Genomic DNA, 17,127 nt, shown 5'->3' on the forward strand with positions numbered 1-17,127 from the left:
GCCGCACAGGCCGACACCCTCATCGGCGAGGCCACGTCCGAGGCGGAGCGCATCGCGGCGGAGGCCGCCGAGCTGCGCGAGACGACCGAGCGGGACGCCGAGCGGCTCCGTACCGAGGCCGAGCAGGTCAAGGCGGACGGCGAGGCGCACGCCCAGGCGCTGCGGGCGGCGGCGCTCGCGGACTCCGACCGGATCCTGGACGAGGCGCGCAAGGCCGCCGACAAGCGGCGGGCCGACGCGGGCGAGCAGGCCGACGCCCTCGTGGGCGAGGCGACCGCCGAGGCCGAGCGGATCACCAACGAGGCGCTGGAGCTGGCCGACGCGGTGACCACGGATGCCCGTGCCGAGGCCGGCCGGACCGTGGCGACGGCCGCCGAGGAGGCGGAGCGGCTGCGGGCCGAGGGCGCCGAGGCGCTGGAGGCCGCGCGTCAGGAGGCGGAGCGGGTCCGTACCGAGTCGGAGCGGGTCAGGGCGGACGCCGAGGAGGCGGCCGAGCGGACGCGCGCCGAGGCGCGGGCCGAGGCGGACCGCACCCTCGACGAGGCGCGGGAGGCCGGGGCGCGCAAGCGCTCCGACGCGGCCGAGCAGGCGGATCAGCTCGTCGCCAAGGCGCAGGAGGAGGCGCTGCGCGCCACCACCGAGGCGGAGACGCAGGCGGACACGATGGTCGGCGCGGCCCGCAAGGAGGCCGAGCGGATCGTCGCGGAGGCGACGGTGGAGGGCAACTCCCTGGTGGAGAAGGCCCGTACGGACGCGGACGAGCTGCTCGTCGGCGCGCGCAGCGACGCGACCGCGATAAGGGAGCGGGCGGAGGAGCTGCGCGGCCGGATCGAGGCCGAGATCGAGGAGTTGCACGACCGGGCGCGGCGCGAGACGGCCGAGCAGATGAAGACGGCCGGCGAGCGGGTCGACAAGCTGGTGAAGGCGGCGGAGGAGCAGCGCGCCGAGGCGGAGGAGAAGGCGAAGGAGCTGGTCTCGGACGCGAGTTCGGAGGCGAGCAAGGTCAGGATCGCGGCCGTGAAGAAGGCGGAGGCGCTGCTGAAGGAGGCCGAGCAGAAGAAGGCCTCGCTCGTCGCGGAGGCGGAGCGGATCAAGGCGGAGGCCGAGGCCGAGGCGGAGCGCCTGGTCGCGGAGGGCCGGCGGGAGCTGGAGGTTCTGACGCGGCGTCGCAAGGACATCAATGCCGAGATCTCCCGTGTCCAGGACGTTCTGGAGGCGTTGGAGTCTTTCGAGACTCCGTCGGCGGGGGCCAAGTCCGCAGGGGCGGTGGGTGCCAAGGCGGGCGCGTCAGCGGGGTCCACTCGTTCGGGTGGCAAGTCCCAGGACGGCTAGCCACTCAAAAGGCTGGACATTCTCCCGATCAAACGGGCATACGCTCGATGACACGCCGCTTCGGCCCCTAGGATTCCCTCTAACACCTCACCGGTCTCATTCGACAGGAACCCCATGAGCGACACATCCTCCCCCTTCGGCTTCGAGCTCGTGCGGCGTGGTTACGACCGCGGTCAGGTGGACGACCGCATTACCAAGCTCGTCGCCGACCGTGACAGTGCTCTGGCCCGAATCACCTCTCTGGAGAAGCGCATCGAGGAACTCCACCTCGAAACGCAGAACGCCCAGGCGCAGGTCAGCGACGCCGAGCCGTCGTACGCGGGTCTGGGCGCCCGTGTCGAGAAGATCCTCCGGCTGGCCGAGGAGGAGGCGAAGGACCTGCGCGAGGAGGCCCGCCGGGCCGCCGAGCAGCACCGCGAGCTGGCCGAGTCGGCCGCGCAGCAGGTGCGCAACGACGCCGAGTCGTTCGCGGCGGAGCGCAAGGCGAAGGCCGAGGACGAGGGCGTCCGGATCGTCGAGAAGGCGCAGGGCGAGGCCAACTCGCTGCGCGCCGAGGCGCAGAAGGACGCCCAGTCGAAGCGTGAGGAGGCGGACGCCCTCTTCGAGGAGACCCGCGCCAAGGCGGCCCAGGCCGCCGCGGACTTCGAGACCAACCTGGCCAAGCGCCGGGAGCAGTCGGAGCGCGACCTGGCCTCGCGTCAGGCCAAGGCCGAGAAGCGGCTGGCGGAGATCGAGCACCGGGCGGAGCAGCTGCGCCTGGAGGCCGAGAAGCTGCGGACGGACGCGGAGCGCCGGGCCCGTCAGACGGTGGAGACCGCGCAGCGGCAGGCCGAGGACATCGTGGCCGACGCCAACGCCAAGGCGGACCGCATCCGCAGCGAATCGGAGCGCGAGCTGGCGGCGCTGACGAACCGCCGCGACTCGATCAACGCGCAGCTGACCAACGTCCGCGAGATGCTGGCGACCCTGACGGGTGCCGCGGTGGCGGCGGCCGGCTCCCCGATCGACGACGAGCGGAACGCGGGCGTCCCGGCCCAGCAGACGCGGTAACGCCCGCCGGTTCCGGTGCGAGAACCCCCTGTCACTCCGGTGGCGGGGGGTTTTGCGCGCCCTTAGGTTGGTACGCATGATCGAGGTTGAGGGGCTGACCAAGCGGTACGGGACGAAGACGGCGGTCGACCATCTCTCCTTCCGGGTCCGGCCGGGCATGATCACCGGTTTCCTCGGGCCCAACGGGGCGGGCAAGTCGACGACGATGCGCATGATGCTCGATCTGGACAACCCGACGAGCGGGACGGTCCGGATCGACGGGCGGCACTACCGGGACCTGGACGAGCCGTTGAAGTACATCGGGGCGCTGCTGGACGCCAAGGCGATGCACGGCGGCCGTTCGGCGTACAACAACCTGCTGTGCCTGGCGCAGTCGAACCGCATCCCCGAGCGCCGGGTGGGCGAGGTGCTGGAGCTGGTGGGTCTGACGGCGGTGGCGCGGAAGAAGTCGAAGGGGTTCTCGCTCGGCATGGGGCAGCGGCTGGGCATCGCCTCGGCGCTGCTCGGTGATCCGGAGATCTTGATGTTCGACGAACCCGTCAATGGTCTGGACCCCGAGGGAATTCACTGGATCCGCAATCTGATGAAGGCGCTGGCCGCCGAAGGCAGGACGATCTTCGTTTCCAGTCATCTGATGAGTGAAATGGCGCTGACGGCTGATCATCTGATCGTGATCGGACAGGGAAAGCTGCTGGCCGACACGTCGATGGCGGATTTCATCCAGCGGAATTCGCGGAGTTATGTACGGCTGCGCTCGCCGCAGCGGGAGCGTGTGCGGGACGTCCTGCACGCCCACGGATTCACCGCCGTCGAGGCGGGTGACGGCGCCCTGGAGGTGGACGGGGCGACGACCGAGCGGCTGGGCGAGCTGGCCGCGGAGAACGGGCTGGTGCTGCACGAGCTGAGTTCCCAACGTGCCTCGTTGGAGGAGGCGTTCATGGGGATGACGGCCGGTGCGGTGGAGTACCACGCGCACGGCACCGACATCCACGGCGGCGCGCTCGCCGCACCGGGGCCCCGCTGGGGCGCGACCTCCGAGGAGGCCTGAACCATGGCAGCGGCATCCGCGGTCCTCCGGTCGGAGTGGACCAAGATCCGGACGGTGTCGTCGACGGTCTGGACGCTGGCCAGCGCCCTGCTGGTCACGGTGGCGATGAGCGCGGCCCTGTGCGCGCTGATGCGGTCCACCTTCGACGACCTCTCCGAGGTGGAGCGGGCCACCTTCGACCCGACGTTCGTCAGCTTCTCCGGGATGGTGCTGGGCCAGCTGGCCATGGTCGTCTTCGGGGTCCTGGTGGTGGGCACCGAGTACTCCTCGGGCATGATCCGCACCTCGCTGGCCGCCGTCCCGCAGCGCGCGGCCTTCCTGTTCTCGAAGATCGCGGTGGCGGGGGCGCTGGCCCTCGCCGTGGGGCTGGCGACCAGCTTCCTCTCCTTCTTCCTCGGGCAGGCGCTGCTCGGGGAGCACCGGACCTCGATCGGTGAGGAGAACGTGCTGCGGGCGGTGGTCGGCGGCGGCCTCTACATGGGGCTGATCGCGGTCTTCTCGATGGGGGTGGCGGCGATGCTGCGGTCCTCGATGCTCTCGCTGGGCATCCTGGTGCCGTTCTTCTTCCTGATCTCGCAGATCCTCTCGGCGGTCCCGAAGGCCAAGGAGGTGGCCCGCTACTTCCCGGACCAGGCCGGCTCCCGGATCATGCAGGTGGTGCCGGACGCCCTGGGTTCGGAGAAGGCGCCGTACGGCCCCTGGGGCGGACTCGGGATCATGCTGGTGTGGGTGGCGGCGGCGCTGCTGGGCGGCTGGCTGGTGCTGAAGCGGCGCGACGCCTGAGGCAGGGGGGTTCTCAGGGAGGTCCCTGATCGTTCCCTGAGGTTCTCCTCTCCCTTCATCGGAACCGTCAAGGGCTGGATAAGCTCCTAGCTCGTACGGGGAACTCCGGCCGCGCGCGGCCGCACCCCGGCATGGACGTGACCGACCTGTCGATGGGGCTGGAAGAATGATCGAGGCGATCGGCCTGACGAAGCGCTACGGCGCCAAGACGGCCGTGTACAACCTTTCGTTCCAGGTGCGGCCCGGTGTGGTCACCGGGTTCCTGGGGCCGAACGGCTCCGGCAAGTCGACGACCATGCGCATGATCCTGGGCCTGGACCGGCCGACGGCGGGCAGCGTCACGATCGGCGGCCACCCCTTCCCGCAGCTGCCGAACGCCCCCCGGCAGGTCGGGGCCCTGCTGGACGCCAAGGCGGTGCACGGCGGGCGGAGCGCGCGCAACCACCTGCTGTCGCTGGCCCAGCTCGCCGGTATCCCGGCCCAGCGGGTCGACGAGGTGCTGGGCGTGGTGGGCCTCCAGGAGGTGGCCAGGCAGCGCTCCAAGGGCTTCTCGCTCGGCATGGGCCAGCGGCTCGGCATCGCGGCGGCGCTCCTCGGCGATCCGCAGGTGCTGCTGTTCGACGAGCCGGTCAACGGCCTGGACCCGGAGGGCATCCTCTGGGTGCGGAACCTGATGAGGAAGCTGGCCTCCGAGGGCCGGACCGTCTTCGTCTCCAGTCACCTCATGAGCGAGATGGCGCTGACGGCCGACCATCTGATCGTGATCGGCCGGGGTCAGCTGCTCGCGGACATGCCGGTGCGGGAGTTCATCGCGGCGAACTCGGCGGGCTTCGCGCGGGTGCGCACCCCGGAGGGTGAGCCGGAGCAGCGGGAGAAGCTGACGGCGGCGCTCACGGAGGCCGGCGGCCAGGTGCTCTCCGAGCCGGACGGGGCGCTGCGGGTCGCGGGGCTGCCCCTGCCCCGGATCAGTGACCTCGCCCACGGGGCGGACGTCCGGCTCTGGGAGCTCTCGCCGCACCAGGCGTCCCTGGAGGAGGCCTACATGCGGCTGACTCAGGGCGCCGTCGACTACCGCTCCACCGACGACCGGCTGGCCCACCTCCAGGCGCCGCCGCAGCCCGGGCAGCCGGGGTACGGGCAGCCGCCGCAGCCGGTGATCCCCGAGGTGCCGCAGCAGGGCTGGTACGCCCCGCCGCCGCCCGGACAGAACCCCTACGCCTCCCCGCAGCCGAGCGACACCCCCAAGGACGCCCGATGACCGCCCCCCTGCCCTCCCCGGCGCCGCACTCCTACGTCTCGCCCATCCCGGTGCGCCGGGCGCACCTCGGCGACGCCCTGGCCTCCGAGTGGACGAAGATCCGCTCGCTGCGTTCGACGATGTGGACGCTGGGGGTGATGGTGCTGCTGATGCTGGGTGTCGGCTTCGGCGTCGCGCTGATCGTGGCGGCCTCGGACTACCCGGCGGAGAACGAGGCGGCGCTCGGCCTGGGCTTCTTCGGTCTGCTGCTCGGTTCGATCTGCGTGATGACGCTGGGCGTGCTCACCATCGCCTCCGAGTACGGGACCGGCATGATCCGCACCACCCTGACGGCCTGCCCGAGCCGGGGGCGCGTGCTGCTCGCCAAGGCGATCGTCTTCTTCGCGCTCGTCTTCACGATCACGACCCTGACGGCCACGGTGGTCGCGGTGGCGCAGGTCGCCCTGGTGTCCGGGCCGGATCCGACGGTCGACCAGTGGCTGCGGGCCACGGTGGGCGCCGGTCTGTTCCTGGCCCTGACGGGCCTGGTGTCCCTGGCCGTCGGGACGCTGATCCGGCACTCGGCCGGCGCGATCACCATCATGATCGGCGTCCTGCTGATGCCGCTGGTGGCCGCCATGTTCATGATGGCCGAGTCGCTGTCCGGCGTGCGGGACTGGCTGCTCGCCTACGCCCTCCCGAGCCAGATGATCGCCCTGTACTCGTCGGTGCCGGTCGAGGGCGCCTCGGGCCCGACGGGCTGGGACCCGGTGTGGATCATGCTGGTCCTCGCGCTCGGCGCCCTGGGCGGCGCCTTCGCCGTGCTGAACAGCCGGGACGTGTGAGCGGGGCGCCCCACCAGGACCCGTGACCGGGACCTGGGCCGGGGCGCGTGACGGAGGTCAGTACCTCGGAGCGTTGCGGGACCGCTGCACCTTGGTGGTGCGGCGGTCCTTCGCGTTCCAGCAGGCCTTGTGCCAGTGCCGGCGGTCGTCCACTCCCCCGAACTCGGGCCAGGCGACGAGGTGCGGGGCGCCGGACGGGATCTCCTGGTCGCAGCCGGGGCAGCGGTACCGCTTGCCGGGGGCGCTGGCGCCCGCGACGAGCCGTACGTACCACTCCTCGCCCTGCCAGGTCTCGGTACGCTGCACTCCCCCGTACCGGTTGCCGTGGTCCACCTGCGGCTCGGGCCTGGCACCGCCCCGGGAGCGGTTGTGACGCGGGGACACGGGCACCTCACAGGGTCTGGGAACGACACGGACCGTTGCCTCCAGCCTACGGGCCGCCACGCGGTGCCGAAGCCGCGTCCGCCCCGGCTTAGCCGAAAATCGCAAGAACTTCATGAACGGCCGTTGCCTTTGGCACGTGTCAGACGTTGGTGCCAGTGCGAGGGGGGAGAACCGTAGGGCGCAAGGAGGCAGTTGGCGATGCGCGTGGGTACGTTCGTTCTGGCCGCCCAGTTCCCCGGCCAGGGACAGGGGGAGGCCCTGCACCGGGCGGTGCGGACCGCCGAGGTGGCCGAGGAGGCGGGGCTCGACTCGGTCTGGCTGGCCGAGCACCACTTCGTACCGTACGGGGTCTGCCCCTCCGCGGTGACCCTGGCGGCCTTTCTGCTCGGCCGGACCCGCCGGCTGCGGGTCGGCACGGCGGTGACGGTGCTCCCGACGGCGCACCCCGTCTCCCTGGGTGAGCAGGCCGCGCTGCTGCACCTCACCTCGGGCGGCCGGTTCACGCTGGGCGTCGGACGGGGCGGCCCCTGGGTGGACCTGGAGGTGTTCGGCGCGGGCCTGGAGGCGTACGAGCGGAGCTTCCCCGAATCGCTCGACCTGCTGCTGCGCTGGCTCACCGAGCCCCGGGTGGGCGCCCGGGGGGAACGGTTCGCCTTCCGCGAGGTGGCGGTGGTGCCCCGCCCCGACGAGCTGATCGACGGCCCGGCGGCCCCGGAGGTGGTGGTGGCGTGCACCTCGCCCCGCAGCGTCCGGCTCGCGGCGGAGCGCGGCCTTCCGATGCTGCTCGGGATGCACTGCGGGGACGAGGACAAGGCCGAGATGGTGGCGGCGTGGGCGCGCTGCGCCCGGGAGGCCGGACGGGACCCGGACGAGATCGCCCGGATCGCGGACGGCCATGTGTCGGCGGGTGTGGTGCAGCTCGCGGACGGCGGCGCCGACGCGGCGGAGGCTCTGCTGAAGGCGATGCCCGGCTGGCTGAAGCAGGGGCTCGACGCCCATGTCACCGTGGACGGCCGGCACCGCGCGATGCGGGACCCGGTGGCGTACACGGAGCTGCTCTGCGGCCTGCACCCGGTGGGCACGCCCCGCTTCGCGGCCGACCGGCTCGCGGCGACCTCCGAGCGCACGGGCATCACCCGTTTCGCCCTCCTCGCGGAGGGCTCCGGCGACCTCGCGGCCACCGAGGAGAACGTGCGGCGCCTGGGCACCGAGGTCCTGCCGCTGCTCGCCTGAGCCTCGCCGGGGCGGCCGCCGGACGCCGGGTCCCCCTGGCGGCGTGCGGCGGTGCGGGGCGACCGGGGCCCCGTGACGTACCGGGAGGCCGGCGCCCCGCCCGGGCCCCCGTGAGGGCGGTGGGACCGTGCGCCGCCGCCCCGGCGTCCGTGTGCGGCGAGGCCGTGCGCGGCGGCACGCACCGAGCGCGGCTCCCGTGACGCGGAGCGGCAGCACCAGGTCTCAGCAGTCGCGCAGTTCCGGCGACTGGTTGAGCAGCTGCGCCCGTACGGACGTGAACCGGGCGAGCCGCTCGTCGGTGGACGGGTCCAGCGGGAAGACCGCCACCCGGTGGCAGTTCTGGAATGCGAGACGCACCCCGAAGTGCCGCTGCAGCGCGCCACGAATGGCATCGCTCGCGAGCGCGCGCAGCAGCTGACCACGTGCCTGCTCGTCCGGCGGCGGCGTCTGGTTGTCGGCGAAGTCTCCGCCGTCGACCTTCAGCTGGGCCACCAGAGAGCTGATCATCTCCCACGCGTAGGGCAGGGAGGTCCGGACGCAGTCGACGAAGTCGGCTTCGTCGACCTCGCCTCGCTCGGCCTGTTCCAACAGGGCCGGTGAGACGTCGAGCGACATGGGTTCTCCTCTCGCGACCCCGCGGGCGGGGTCTTGCGGGCAGGGGTGAAGGCCGGGTCACCGCCACGGAGCGTGCACGGTCGACGACCTCCGGCATCCACGGTAAGCGCGCAGTCGGGACCGCACCAGGAGAATGCGAACACAACCGGCCGATATACAACGGGTGTTCGGCGCATGATGACGCCCGAATCGCGAAGAAGAGGGCCCGTCTTGTAGCGTTGCCCACCATGCGTCTCGTCATTGCCCGCTGCTCCGTGGACTACGCGGGCCGGCTCACGGCCCATCTGCCCTCCGCACCTCGTCTGATCCTGATCAAGGCGGACGGGAGCGTCTCCATCCACGCGGACGACCGGGCGTACAAACCGCTCAACTGGATGTCCCCGCCGTGCACCCTGAAGGAGGGCGCGGACGGTGACGCGGGCGTGTGGACCGTGATCAACAAAGCGGGCGAGAAACTGATCATCACGATGGAGGAAATCCTCCACGACTCCTCGCACGAGCTCGGCGTGGACCCGGGTCTGATCAAGGACGGGGTGGAGGCGCACCTCCAGGAGCTCCTCGCCGACCGCATCGAGACCCTCGGCGAGGGCTACACCCTGATCCGCCGCGAGTACCCGACGGCGATCGGCCCGGTGGACATCCTGTGCCGGAACGCCGACGGTGCGACGGTCGCGGTGGAGATCAAGCGGCGCGGCGAGATCGACGGCGTGGAGCAGCTCACCCGCTATCTGGAGCTCCTCAACCGCGATCCGCACCTGGCGCCGGTCAAGGGCGTCTTCGCCGCGCAGGAGATCAAGCCGCAGGCGCGGGTGCTCGCCACCGACCGCGGGATCGACTGCGTGGTCCTCGACTACGACGCGCTGCGGGGCATCGAGGACGACAAGCTGCGGCTGTTCTAGAGGCCGGAGGGACGGTGTACGGGGGCGGCCCCGGGTGCGGTGAACGCGCCCGGGGCCGCCCCCGTCTTCCGTACACCCGTCTCCGAGGGCTCAGATCGTGGCCCCGGGAGCGCCGGAGCCCCCGGAGGGGGACGGGACGGCGAGGGAGGACGAGGCCGAGCCGCTGGGGTCCGGAGCCGTCGTCGTGGGAGGGGCGGTGGTCGTCGGCGGGGTCGTCGGCACCGAGGGGGACGACGAGGTCGGCGGCGTCACCGGCGGCGTGGTCGTCCCCGTCGGCGCGGGCCCGCCCGTCACCGTGGGGGCCGTGGTCGACGGCGTCGGTGTGTCGCTGGTCGGCCCGTCGGTGGTCGCCGGCGGCGTGGTGGTGGCGGTCTTCGACGGGGAGGACGGGGAGTCGGAGGTGCCGGGCGTCGACGAGGAGGAGACGGAGGGCGAGCCGCTCCCGGAGGCGGACGGGGACGGGCTGCCGGAGGCGGTGGGCTCGGCCGTCCCGCCCGGGACACCGGTCTCCCCACCCGTCCCGCTCCCGGCGGGCGGCTCCTCCGGGCCGAGGCCGTCGTCGGTGGTGCCCGGGGTCGTGCTGCTGTCGGAGGTGACGCGATCGGTGGCGGGGGTCTCCCCGTCGCCGGAGGTGGCGCCGAGCGTCACGACCGTGCCGAGGACCGCGACCAGGAGCGCTCCGGCGCCGACGGCGACCAGGTTGCGGCGGGCGCCGTCGAGGATGCCGCCGCGCAGTCCGGACCGGCCGGCCGCGACCGGGGACCCGGCGGCGGGGGTGGCGCGCTCGTCGCGCGGACCGGGACGGCCCGCGGTTCCGGCCGCCGTGGCGGCGCCGGGAGCGGTCACGCGGGCCGGACGGCCGGCGGGGTCGGGGAAGTCCGCGAACGCCGGGAGCGCGGGCTTGCCCTGGGGCGGCGTGGCGTCGGCCGGGCCGGACGCCGCCGGGGGCACGGGGGCGCGGAGCGCCGGGGTGCCCCGGGGCGGCGAGACGGCCTCGGGAGCCGGCGCGGGGGCGGCGGCACGGCGGGCGAGGTCGTCCACGAGGGCGAGCGCCCGGCGGCCGGCGACCGTGCCGCGCTTGTCGGCGAGGGCGCCGCGCAGCGCGATGGAGGCCTCCAGCTCGGCGCGGGCCCGCTCCAGGTTGCCGGCGCAGAGCGCGAGCACGCCCAGCTCGTGGTGGAAGTACGCCTCCTCGGCGACGTCCCCGGTGAGGCGAGCGGCCTCCTGCCCGGCGCGCAGGGCCCGCTCCCAGGCGCCCCAGTGGAGCGAGGCGGCGAAAGCGGGGGCGGCGGCGCGGGCCAGGAGCACGGCGGTGGCGCGGTGTTCGGCGTCGGTGCCGGCGAGCAGCCCCGTGAGGGCGGCGAGCAGCGCGTCGGCCTCGGCGGCGGCGCGCTCGGGGGTGACGGAGGGGTGTCCGGCCCACCAGGCGTAGTGCTGGGCGGCGCTGTGGACGCGGTCGGTGGCGCCGGTGTCGTACCCGTGGGCGAGGAGCTGGGTGACGACGCCCGTGGCGAGCCGGTGGCGCGGGCCGACCGGGGTGAGCAGTCCGCAGGACCGGAGTTCGCCGAGGGCGGCGTCCGCGTGGGTGTCGCCGACCAGGGCCGGCAGGTGGGCCTGGTGCGGGAGTTCGCCGCCGAGGGCGACGGCGAAGCGGAGGGTGGCCTGGGCGGAGCGGCTGAGCCGGGAGGCGAGCAGGGCGGCCGGGGCGGCGCCCTCGCCGAGGCTCGGCAGCGGTATGTCGCGCAGTTCGATGTCGGCGTCCTCGGCGGCGTCCCCGGCGGGGACGGCGGTGCCGTGCTGCGGCCCGAAGGCCTCTTCGAGGGCGCCGAAGGCGTCGAACTCGGCCGGTGTGACGCGCAGTCGGTCGCGCTGCCGCAGCAAGGCGCCGGCCTGGACGAAGCGGAGCGGCAGGCCCTCGGACTCGAACCAGAGGTCGCCCGCCCAGTTGGCCTCGTCGTCGGTGAGGGTCCGGCCGACGGCGCTCTCCAGCAGCTTCAGGGAGGCGGCGCGGCCGAGGCCGGCGAGGGCGACCTCCTCGACGTGGGAGTCGGCCGAGGGCGCCGGCACGTCGGGGGTGGCGGCGAGGAGGAAGGCGCATTCGGGCGCGGCGGCGAGGAGTTCGTCGAGGGCGGCGCCGCCGAACTCGAGGTCGTCGACGACGACCAAGGCGCCGATGTCGGCGAGCCGGGCCAGGAGCGTGGGCCGGTCGGGCCGCTCGCCGGGGGCGTACCGGACGGTGGTGAAGAGGTCGTGGAGGAGTTCGGTGGCGGTGCGGTGGTGGCCGGAGAGGCGGACGACTCCGTCGGGGGCGAGGTCGGCGCAGTCGGCCGCGACCGCGTCGAGGAGCGCGGTGCGGCCGGAGCCGGCGGGGCCGGTCAGGCGGGCGGAGCGGCCCCGGCCGAGGATCTCGGCGAGCCGCTCACGGGTCTCCTGGCGTTCGAGGAGCGGCAGCGGAGGCGCGGCAGGGCCGGGGGGCACGGGCGGAGCGGCGGCGCGGGCGGCCTCGGCACGCTCCTCGGGGGTGCGGCGCCGGGGTTCGCGGTCTTCCCGGCCGGGCGGGCAGGGCTCGATCTCGCTGCCGTCGACGGGGTTGACGGTGAGAAGCAGGCCGCCGGAGACGATGCGGGTGACGCGGGCCCGGGCGGGCGACGCGGCGGTGCGCTCGGGGAGGGCGGGAGCGGGCGCGGGGCGGGCGTCCTCGGCCGCGGGGTCGTGACCGGACGCGTCCGGTCCCCGGTGTGTCGGGTCCATGGTCAAAGCTCCCAAGAGCGGTGTGCGGAGCCCGCCGGGTGGGTCCGTCGATGTGTGCAGACGGCCGAACCCTAGACGGTCGCGGGGGGCCCGGGAACAGGTGGGGTGCCGCCGAGACCAAGACGTCACGGTCTTGTGAGGATTGAGCGTGACGCCTGGTTCTCACGGCGGCTTCACAGGTGGCGGCCGGTGCGGGCCGCCGGCCCGGCCCGGCCCGCTCAGACGCGGGGCAGGGACTCCATGGCGAGGCCGCCCTCGATGGCGAGGATGCGGTGGAGCCGGGTGGCGACGAGGAGCCGCTGCATCTGGGGCGGTACGCCGCGCAGGACGAGGCGGCGGCCGCAGCGGCCGGCCCGCCGGTGGGCGCCCATGATGACGCCGAGGCCGGTCGCGTCCCAGGAGTCGAGGCCGGTCAGGTCGAGCACGAGGTCGCCGACGCCGTCGTCGACGGCCGAGTGCAGGACCGTACGGGCGTCCGCCGCGCTGCGGACGTCGAGGCGGCCCCCGACGACCAGCTCGGCGTGGTCGCCCCTGATGTGCATATGCGCTCCCCGAGAGTGCTCCGTCTTCACAACGACTGACTGCCGTATCGGCAGATACGTTGCGCCTTGTCAGCGAACCGGTACCGAAGTTCACCCCACGGAGTGAGGCGGACTGGCGTCACGGGCTCAGTACTTGTAGAAGCCCTGCCCGCTCTTGCGGCCGATGTCACCCGCGTCCACCATCCGGCGCATCAGCTCCGGCGGCGCGAACTTCTCGTCCTGCGTCTCCGTGTAGATGTTGCCGGTGGCGTTGACGAGGATGTCGATGCCGGTGAGGTCGGCGGTGGCGAGCGGGCCCATGGCGTGGCCGAAGCCCAGCTTGCAGGCGATGTCGATGTCCTCGGCGGTGGCGACGCCCGACTCCTGGAGCTTGGCGGCCTCGACGACGAGGGCGGAGATGAGGCGGGTGGTGACGAAGCCGGCCACGTCACGGTTGACGACGATGCACGTCTTGCCGACGGACTCGGCGAAGTCACGGGCGGCGGCCAGGGTGGCGTCGCTGGTCTTGTAGCCGCGGACGAGCTCGCAGAGCTGCATCATCGGGACCGGGGAGAAGAAGTGGGTGCCCACGACCGCCTCCGGGCGCCCGGTCACCGCGGCGATCTTGGTGATCGGGATGGCGGAGGTGTTGGAGGCGAGGACCGCGCCGTCCTTGGCGATCTTGTCGAGGGAGCGGAAGATCTCGTGCTTGACCTCCAGCTTCTCGAAGACGGCCTCGACCACGACATCGGCGTCGGCGACGGCTTCCAGGTCGGTGGTGGCGGTGATCCGGCCGAGCGCGGCCTCCGCGTCTGCGGCCTCCAGCTTGCCCTTGGCGACGAAGCGGTCGTACGACGCCTTGATGCCGTCGGTCCCGCGGGTGAGCGCGGCGTCGGTGACGTCACGCAGGACGACGTCCCAGCCCGCCTGGGCCGATACCTGCGCGATGCCGGACCCCATGAGTCCGGCCCCGATGACGGCGAGCTTCCTGGCCACGATCTTCCACCCCTCAACGCCTGTTCACTTCTGGCTCTCCGGCGGAGATTAGCGGTCGCGGGCCGTCATGTGACCGCTAAGTAATGCGCGTCACGCCCTCTTTGACGGACGTCACACTCGCGACAGGCCGCAGGAACCGCCGAGGGGGACGCTGGGCTTCCGGGGCGGGCGCGTCCGCCGTGACGGTGGGCACAGACACCGCCCGGCGGGCCCGGTCGTCACTACGCTGGGGCCATGGTCAATCTGACGCGCATCTACACCCGTACCGGCGACAAGGGCACCACCGCGCTGGGGGACATGAGCAGGACCGCCAAGACGGATCTGCGGATCGCGGCCTATGCCGACGCCAACGAGGCCAACGCCGTGATCGGGACGGCCGTCGCCCTGGGGCAGCTGGACGAGGAGGTCGTCAAGGTCCTGGTCCGCGTCCAGAACGACCTGTTCGACGTGGGGGCGGACCTCGCCACGCCGGTGGTGGAGAACCCGGAGTACCCGCCGCTGCGGGTGGAGCAGGGGTACGTCGACAAGCTGGAGGCGGACTGCGACCGCTTCCTGGAGGACCTGGAGAAGCTGCGCTCCTTCATCCTGCCGGGCGGCACGCCCGGTGCGGCCCTCCTGCACCAGGCGTGCACGGTGGTCCGGCGGGCCGAGCGCTCCACGTGGGCGGCCCTGGAGGTGCACGGCGAGACGATGAACCCGCTGACCGCCACGTACCTCAACCGGCTATCGGACCTGCTCTTCATCCTCGCGCGGACCGCGAACAAGGGCGTCGGGGACGTCCTCTGGGTCCCGGGCGGCGACCGCTGAGGCGTCGCTCCCCGGGGCCTTCCTCGGCCAGACGACGTAGCTGAGGGCGATCAGGCCGTGGATGCCGGCCGCCCGCCAGACGCCGGCGATCGAGGCCTCCAGCTTCGAGGTGTCGCCGGCGTCGCCCACGTACCAGACCGCGGCCAGCAGGAGGCCGGCGGCGACGGAGGCGGCCACCACGGAGCCGAGCCAGATCCGCCCCTCGTGGCGGGCGCGCTCCATGCCGTACTGCGGCGGCTTCGGCGGCGGCGGGCCGCCGCCGAGGCGGTGGGCGGCGTGACCGTCGAGCCACTTCACGGTCCGGTGGCCGTGGCCGACGGTGTAGCCGATGTAGATGGCGGCGAGGCCGTGGCGCCAGCTCGGCTCGGCCCCGTTCTTGAGGTCGACCGCCGTGACGACCAGGAGCAGGACCTCCAGGAGCGGTTCGCACAGCAGCAGCGCCATGCCCAGTCTCGGCTTCCTGAGGAGGTACCGGGCGGAGAGGCCGGCGGCCAGCAGGACCCAGAAGCCCACCTCGCAGACCACGATGAGTGTGACGATCACAGCGGTTCCCCTTTCGCTCCCCCTCAGCGTCCCGCGCGGCCGCGCCCGGATCGTCGTCGCCGGTGACGACGTGCGTCTACATCCTTCGGCGGAGGGGCGGATCGGCCCGGGTGCCGAGGCTCCGCGCCCGCGCGGAGTGTTGGATGGGGACGTGACGCTTCCCCGCCCCCACCGCCACGACGTGCTGATCGCCGTCGTCGGGTTCTTCGGCGGTCTGGTCCTGTGGTGGTTCGGCCTGTACGTCTCCGGCGAGCGCCTGTTCGAGCAGCGGTGGGCGGCCCTGGTGCCGCTGGCGGTGATGTCCGGGGCCGAGGCCCTGCGGCGCACCATGCCCCGGACCGCCCTGTTCACCGGCACCCTCGCGATCGTCGCCGACCAGTTCACCAACGGCAGCCTCGCCACGGTCCTGATGTTCACGGACGTGATGTACGCGGCGGTGGTGTACGGCCCCCCGGCCTCGGCCCGCCGCATCCCGTACACCACCGGCCTGATCACCGTGGCCCTCACGGTCGTCCTGCTGATCTGGTGGCGGAACGCGGTGGCGCTGCTCATCGGCGTGCTCACCGGCGGCATCGCCTTCCTGCCCGCCATCACCGGCGCGATCGTCCGCAACCACCGCAACGCGGCGGACGCGGCCCGGCTGCGCGCCGAGCAGACCGCCCTGCTCGCCGAGATGGACCGGGCCCAGGCCGTGGTGGCGGAGCGCGCCCGGATGGCGCGCGAGCTGCACGACATGGTGGCGAACCACCTCTCGGCGATCGCTATCCATTCGACGGCGGCGCTCTCCCTGGACGATCCCGGGACGACCCGGCAGGCGCTCACGGTCATCCGGGAGAACAGCGTGGCGGGCCTGGCGGAGATGCGGCGCCTCATCGGCCTGCTCCGGGAGAGCGGCGCGGACACCGAGCCGGCGGCGACGGCGACCCTCGCCGGGCTCGACGCCCTGCTGGCGCAGGCCCGGGTGAACGGCGGGCCGAGCGGGCTGAGCTTCGTCCTGGAGGACGCCCGGGAGGGGGACGGCGAGCTGCCGGTGCCGGTGGAGCTGGCGGCGTACCGGATCGTGCAGGAGTCCCTGACCAACGCGCTCAAGCACGCCGCTCCCGGTGAGGTGCGGGTGGCGCTCACCCGGGAGGACGAGGCGCTGACGGTGACGGTGAGCAGTCCCTACGGCGAGCGGCCGGGGCCGAGCGCGCCCGGGTCGGGGGCCGGTCTGGTGGGGATGCGGGAGCGGGTGGCGCTGCTGGGCGGGGTCTTCGAGGCCGGTCCGGTGCCGGACGGCGACGGGCGGAAGCGGTGGCGGGTGCGGGCCGGACTGCCGATGGACACGAACGAGGAGGGGCGGCGGGCATGACGGTGCGGGTGGTGGTGGCCGAGGACCAGAGCGCGGTACGGGCGGGTCTGGTGCTGATCCTGGGCAGCGCGCCGGACCTGGAGGTGGTCGGTGAGGCCGAGGACGGCGAGCGGGCGGTGGAGCTGGCCCGCGCGCTGCGGCCCGATCTTGTCCTGATGGACGTGCAGATGCCGCGGATGGACGGGGTGACGGCGACCCGGCACATCGTGGCGGAGGGTCTGGCCGACGTGCTGGTGCTCACCACCTTCGACCTCGACGCGTACGTGTTCGGGGCGCTGCGGGCGGGGGCGGCGGGGTTCCTGCTGAAGAACGCGGACGCCCGGGAGCTGATCGAGGCGGTACGGACGGTGGCGCGGGGCGAGGGGACGATCGCCCCGGCGGTCACCCGCAGGCTCATCGCGGAGTTCGCGGCCCCGAGCCGGCCGGTGCGGGAGGCGGCGGACCCGGAGGCGCTGGCGTCGCTGACGCCCCGGGAGCGGGAGGTGCTGTCGGCGCTCGCGGAGGGACTGGCGAACGCGGAGATCGCGGTACGGCTCGACATGGCGGAGGCGACGGTGAAGACCCATGTCAGCAAGGTGCTGAACAAGCTGGGCCTGCGGAGCCGGGTGCAGGCGGCGGTGCTGGCACGGGAATGGGGCGTCTGAGGCGTTCTGACACACCCACGCCGACGTTGGTCTGGACCTCTTGACGATTGGTCCAGACCTTCCTACGCTCGCGGGGCGCGCGCAACTC

16 protein-coding genes and 1 pseudogene are annotated in these 17,127 nt (G+C 73.2%); 11 read left to right on the forward strand and 6 right to left on the reverse strand.

Annotated elements, in window-relative coordinates:
- The 6 genes and pseudogenes from ACFY60_RS01465 to ACFY60_RS01490 form a co-directional block, all read left to right on the forward strand.
- Positions 1-1,332: pseudogene (locus ACFY60_RS01465) on the forward strand (hypothetical protein); the annotation flags it as partial.
- Positions 1,333-1,446: 114 nt separating this feature from the next.
- Positions 1,447-2,382: a cellulose-binding protein gene (locus tag ACFY60_RS01470; RefSeq protein WP_388607724.1), complete on the forward strand. Its 936-nt coding sequence runs from the start codon at positions 1,447-1,449 to the stop codon at positions 2,380-2,382.
- Between the two features lie 76 nt (positions 2,383-2,458).
- Positions 2,459-3,430, forward strand: coding sequence for an ABC transporter ATP-binding protein (locus tag ACFY60_RS01475; protein WP_388607721.1), 972 nt, complete (start codon positions 2,459-2,461; stop codon positions 3,428-3,430).
- Positions 3,431-3,433: 3 nt separating this feature from the next.
- Positions 3,434-4,213, forward strand: coding sequence for an ABC transporter permease (locus ACFY60_RS01480; protein ID WP_388607719.1), 780 nt, complete (start codon positions 3,434-3,436; stop codon positions 4,211-4,213).
- Between the two features lie 166 nt (positions 4,214-4,379).
- Complete coding sequence (locus ACFY60_RS01485) at positions 4,380-5,471, forward strand: ATP-binding cassette domain-containing protein (RefSeq protein ID WP_309050260.1); 1,092 nt, start codon at positions 4,380-4,382, stop codon at positions 5,469-5,471.
- Positions 5,468-6,295 (forward strand): ABC transporter permease subunit, encoded by an 828-nt coding sequence (locus ACFY60_RS01490; protein ID WP_388607717.1) that lies wholly within the window; start codon positions 5,468-5,470, stop codon positions 6,293-6,295. The genes ACFY60_RS01485 and ACFY60_RS01490 overlap by 4 nt, the downstream gene beginning before the upstream one ends.
- Positions 6,296-6,352: 57 nt before the next feature.
- Here ACFY60_RS01490 and ACFY60_RS01495 read toward each other — a convergent pair whose 3' ends face one another.
- Complete coding sequence (locus ACFY60_RS01495) at positions 6,353-6,679, reverse strand: ATP/GTP-binding protein (RefSeq protein WP_388607715.1); 327 nt, start codon at positions 6,677-6,679, stop codon at positions 6,353-6,355.
- A 198-nt stretch (positions 6,680-6,877) separates the two neighbouring features.
- Between ACFY60_RS01495 and ACFY60_RS01500 the strand changes: the two genes are divergently transcribed.
- Positions 6,878-7,912 (forward strand): LLM class flavin-dependent oxidoreductase, encoded by a 1,035-nt coding sequence (locus ACFY60_RS01500; RefSeq protein ID WP_388607713.1) that lies wholly within the window; start codon positions 6,878-6,880, stop codon positions 7,910-7,912.
- Between the two features lie 222 nt (positions 7,913-8,134).
- Here the strand turns inward: ACFY60_RS01500 and ACFY60_RS01505 are convergent, their stop codons facing one another.
- Positions 8,135-8,527: an SCO5389 family protein gene (locus tag ACFY60_RS01505; protein ID WP_309050264.1), complete on the reverse strand. Its 393-nt coding sequence runs from the start codon at positions 8,525-8,527 to the stop codon at positions 8,135-8,137.
- Between the two features lie 227 nt (positions 8,528-8,754).
- On the opposite strand from ACFY60_RS01505, the gene nucS reads away from it, so the two are divergent.
- Positions 8,755-9,426, forward strand: coding sequence for an endonuclease NucS (nucS, locus tag ACFY60_RS01510; RefSeq protein ID WP_309050265.1), 672 nt, complete (start codon positions 8,755-8,757; stop codon positions 9,424-9,426).
- A gap of 90 nt (positions 9,427-9,516) precedes the next feature.
- Here the strand turns inward: nucS and ACFY60_RS01515 are convergent, their stop codons facing one another.
- The 3 genes from ACFY60_RS01515 to ACFY60_RS01525 form a co-directional block, all read right to left on the reverse strand.
- Positions 9,517-12,177: a tetratricopeptide repeat protein gene (locus ACFY60_RS01515; RefSeq protein WP_388607711.1), complete on the reverse strand. Its 2,661-nt coding sequence runs from the start codon at positions 12,175-12,177 to the stop codon at positions 9,517-9,519.
- Between the two features lie 218 nt (positions 12,178-12,395).
- The gene (locus ACFY60_RS01520) at positions 12,396-12,719 is read right to left on the reverse strand and encodes an STAS domain-containing protein (RefSeq protein ID WP_309050267.1); all 324 of its coding nucleotides are present in this window, start codon (positions 12,717-12,719) and stop codon (positions 12,396-12,398) included.
- A 126-nt stretch (positions 12,720-12,845) separates the two neighbouring features.
- Positions 12,846-13,694 (reverse strand): 3-hydroxyacyl-CoA dehydrogenase family protein, encoded by an 849-nt coding sequence (locus ACFY60_RS01525; protein ID WP_388607709.1) that lies wholly within the window; start codon positions 13,692-13,694, stop codon positions 12,846-12,848.
- Positions 13,695-13,928: 234 nt separating this feature from the next.
- On the opposite strand from ACFY60_RS01525, the gene ACFY60_RS01530 reads away from it, so the two are divergent.
- A complete protein-coding gene (locus tag ACFY60_RS01530; protein ID WP_309050269.1) occupies positions 13,929-14,501 on the forward strand; it encodes a cob(I)yrinic acid a,c-diamide adenosyltransferase in 573 nt (190 codons plus the stop codon).
- Here the strand turns inward: ACFY60_RS01530 and ACFY60_RS01535 are convergent.
- Positions 14,418-15,044 (reverse strand): hypothetical protein, encoded by a 627-nt coding sequence (locus tag ACFY60_RS01535; protein WP_388607707.1) that lies wholly within the window; start codon positions 15,042-15,044, stop codon positions 14,418-14,420. The two genes, ACFY60_RS01530 and ACFY60_RS01535, sit on opposite strands and share 84 nt — an antisense overlap.
- A gap of 151 nt (positions 15,045-15,195) precedes the next feature.
- Here ACFY60_RS01535 and ACFY60_RS01540 point away from each other — a divergent pair, with 151 nt between their 5' ends.
- A complete protein-coding gene (locus ACFY60_RS01540) occupies positions 15,196-16,395 on the forward strand; it encodes a sensor histidine kinase (RefSeq protein ID WP_388607705.1) in 1,200 nt (399 codons plus the stop codon).
- Positions 16,392-17,039 (forward strand): response regulator, encoded by a 648-nt coding sequence (locus ACFY60_RS01545; protein WP_388607703.1) that lies wholly within the window; start codon positions 16,392-16,394, stop codon positions 17,037-17,039. The genes ACFY60_RS01540 and ACFY60_RS01545 overlap by 4 nt, the downstream gene beginning before the upstream one ends.
- Positions 17,040-17,127 lie beyond the last annotated feature (88 nt).

Origin of the sequence: Streptomyces sp. NPDC012827 (genome assembly GCF_042900905.1) — a bacterium.
Lineage (GTDB): Bacteria > Actinomycetota > Actinomycetes > Streptomycetales > Streptomycetaceae > Streptomyces > Streptomyces gulbargensis.

Bases quoted from the DNA above. Each gene is read 5' to 3' on its own strand.
- ACFY60_RS01470 (WP_388607724.1), top strand. From the start codon at position 1,447: ATGAGCGACACATCCTCCCCCTTCGGCTTCGAGCTCGTGCGGCGTGGT.
- ACFY60_RS01475 (WP_388607721.1), top strand. From the start codon at position 2,459: ATGATCGAGGTTGAGGGGCTGACCAAGCGGTACGGGACGAAGACGGCG.
- ACFY60_RS01480 (WP_388607719.1), top strand. From the start codon at position 3,434: ATGGCAGCGGCATCCGCGGTCCTCCGGTCGGAGTGGACCAAGATCCGG.
- ACFY60_RS01485 (WP_309050260.1), top strand. From the start codon at position 4,380: ATGATCGAGGCGATCGGCCTGACGAAGCGCTACGGCGCCAAGACGGCC.
- ACFY60_RS01490 (WP_388607717.1), top strand. From the start codon at position 5,468: ATGACCGCCCCCCTGCCCTCCCCGGCGCCGCACTCCTACGTCTCGCCC.
- ACFY60_RS01500 (WP_388607713.1), top strand. From the start codon at position 6,878: ATGCGCGTGGGTACGTTCGTTCTGGCCGCCCAGTTCCCCGGCCAGGGA.
- ACFY60_RS01505 (WP_309050264.1), bottom strand. From the start codon at position 8,527: ATGTCGCTCGACGTCTCACCGGCCCTGTTGGAACAGGCCGAGCGAGGC.
- nucS (WP_309050265.1), top strand. From the start codon at position 8,755: ATGCGTCTCGTCATTGCCCGCTGCTCCGTGGACTACGCGGGCCGGCTC.
- ACFY60_RS01515 (WP_388607711.1), bottom strand. From the start codon at position 12,177: ATGGACCCGACACACCGGGGACCGGACGCGTCCGGTCACGACCCCGCG.
- ACFY60_RS01520 (WP_309050267.1), bottom strand. From the start codon at position 12,719: ATGCACATCAGGGGCGACCACGCCGAGCTGGTCGTCGGGGGCCGCCTC.
- ACFY60_RS01530 (WP_309050269.1), top strand. From the start codon at position 13,929: ATGGTCAATCTGACGCGCATCTACACCCGTACCGGCGACAAGGGCACC.
- ACFY60_RS01545 (WP_388607703.1), top strand. From the start codon at position 16,392: ATGACGGTGCGGGTGGTGGTGGCCGAGGACCAGAGCGCGGTACGGGCG.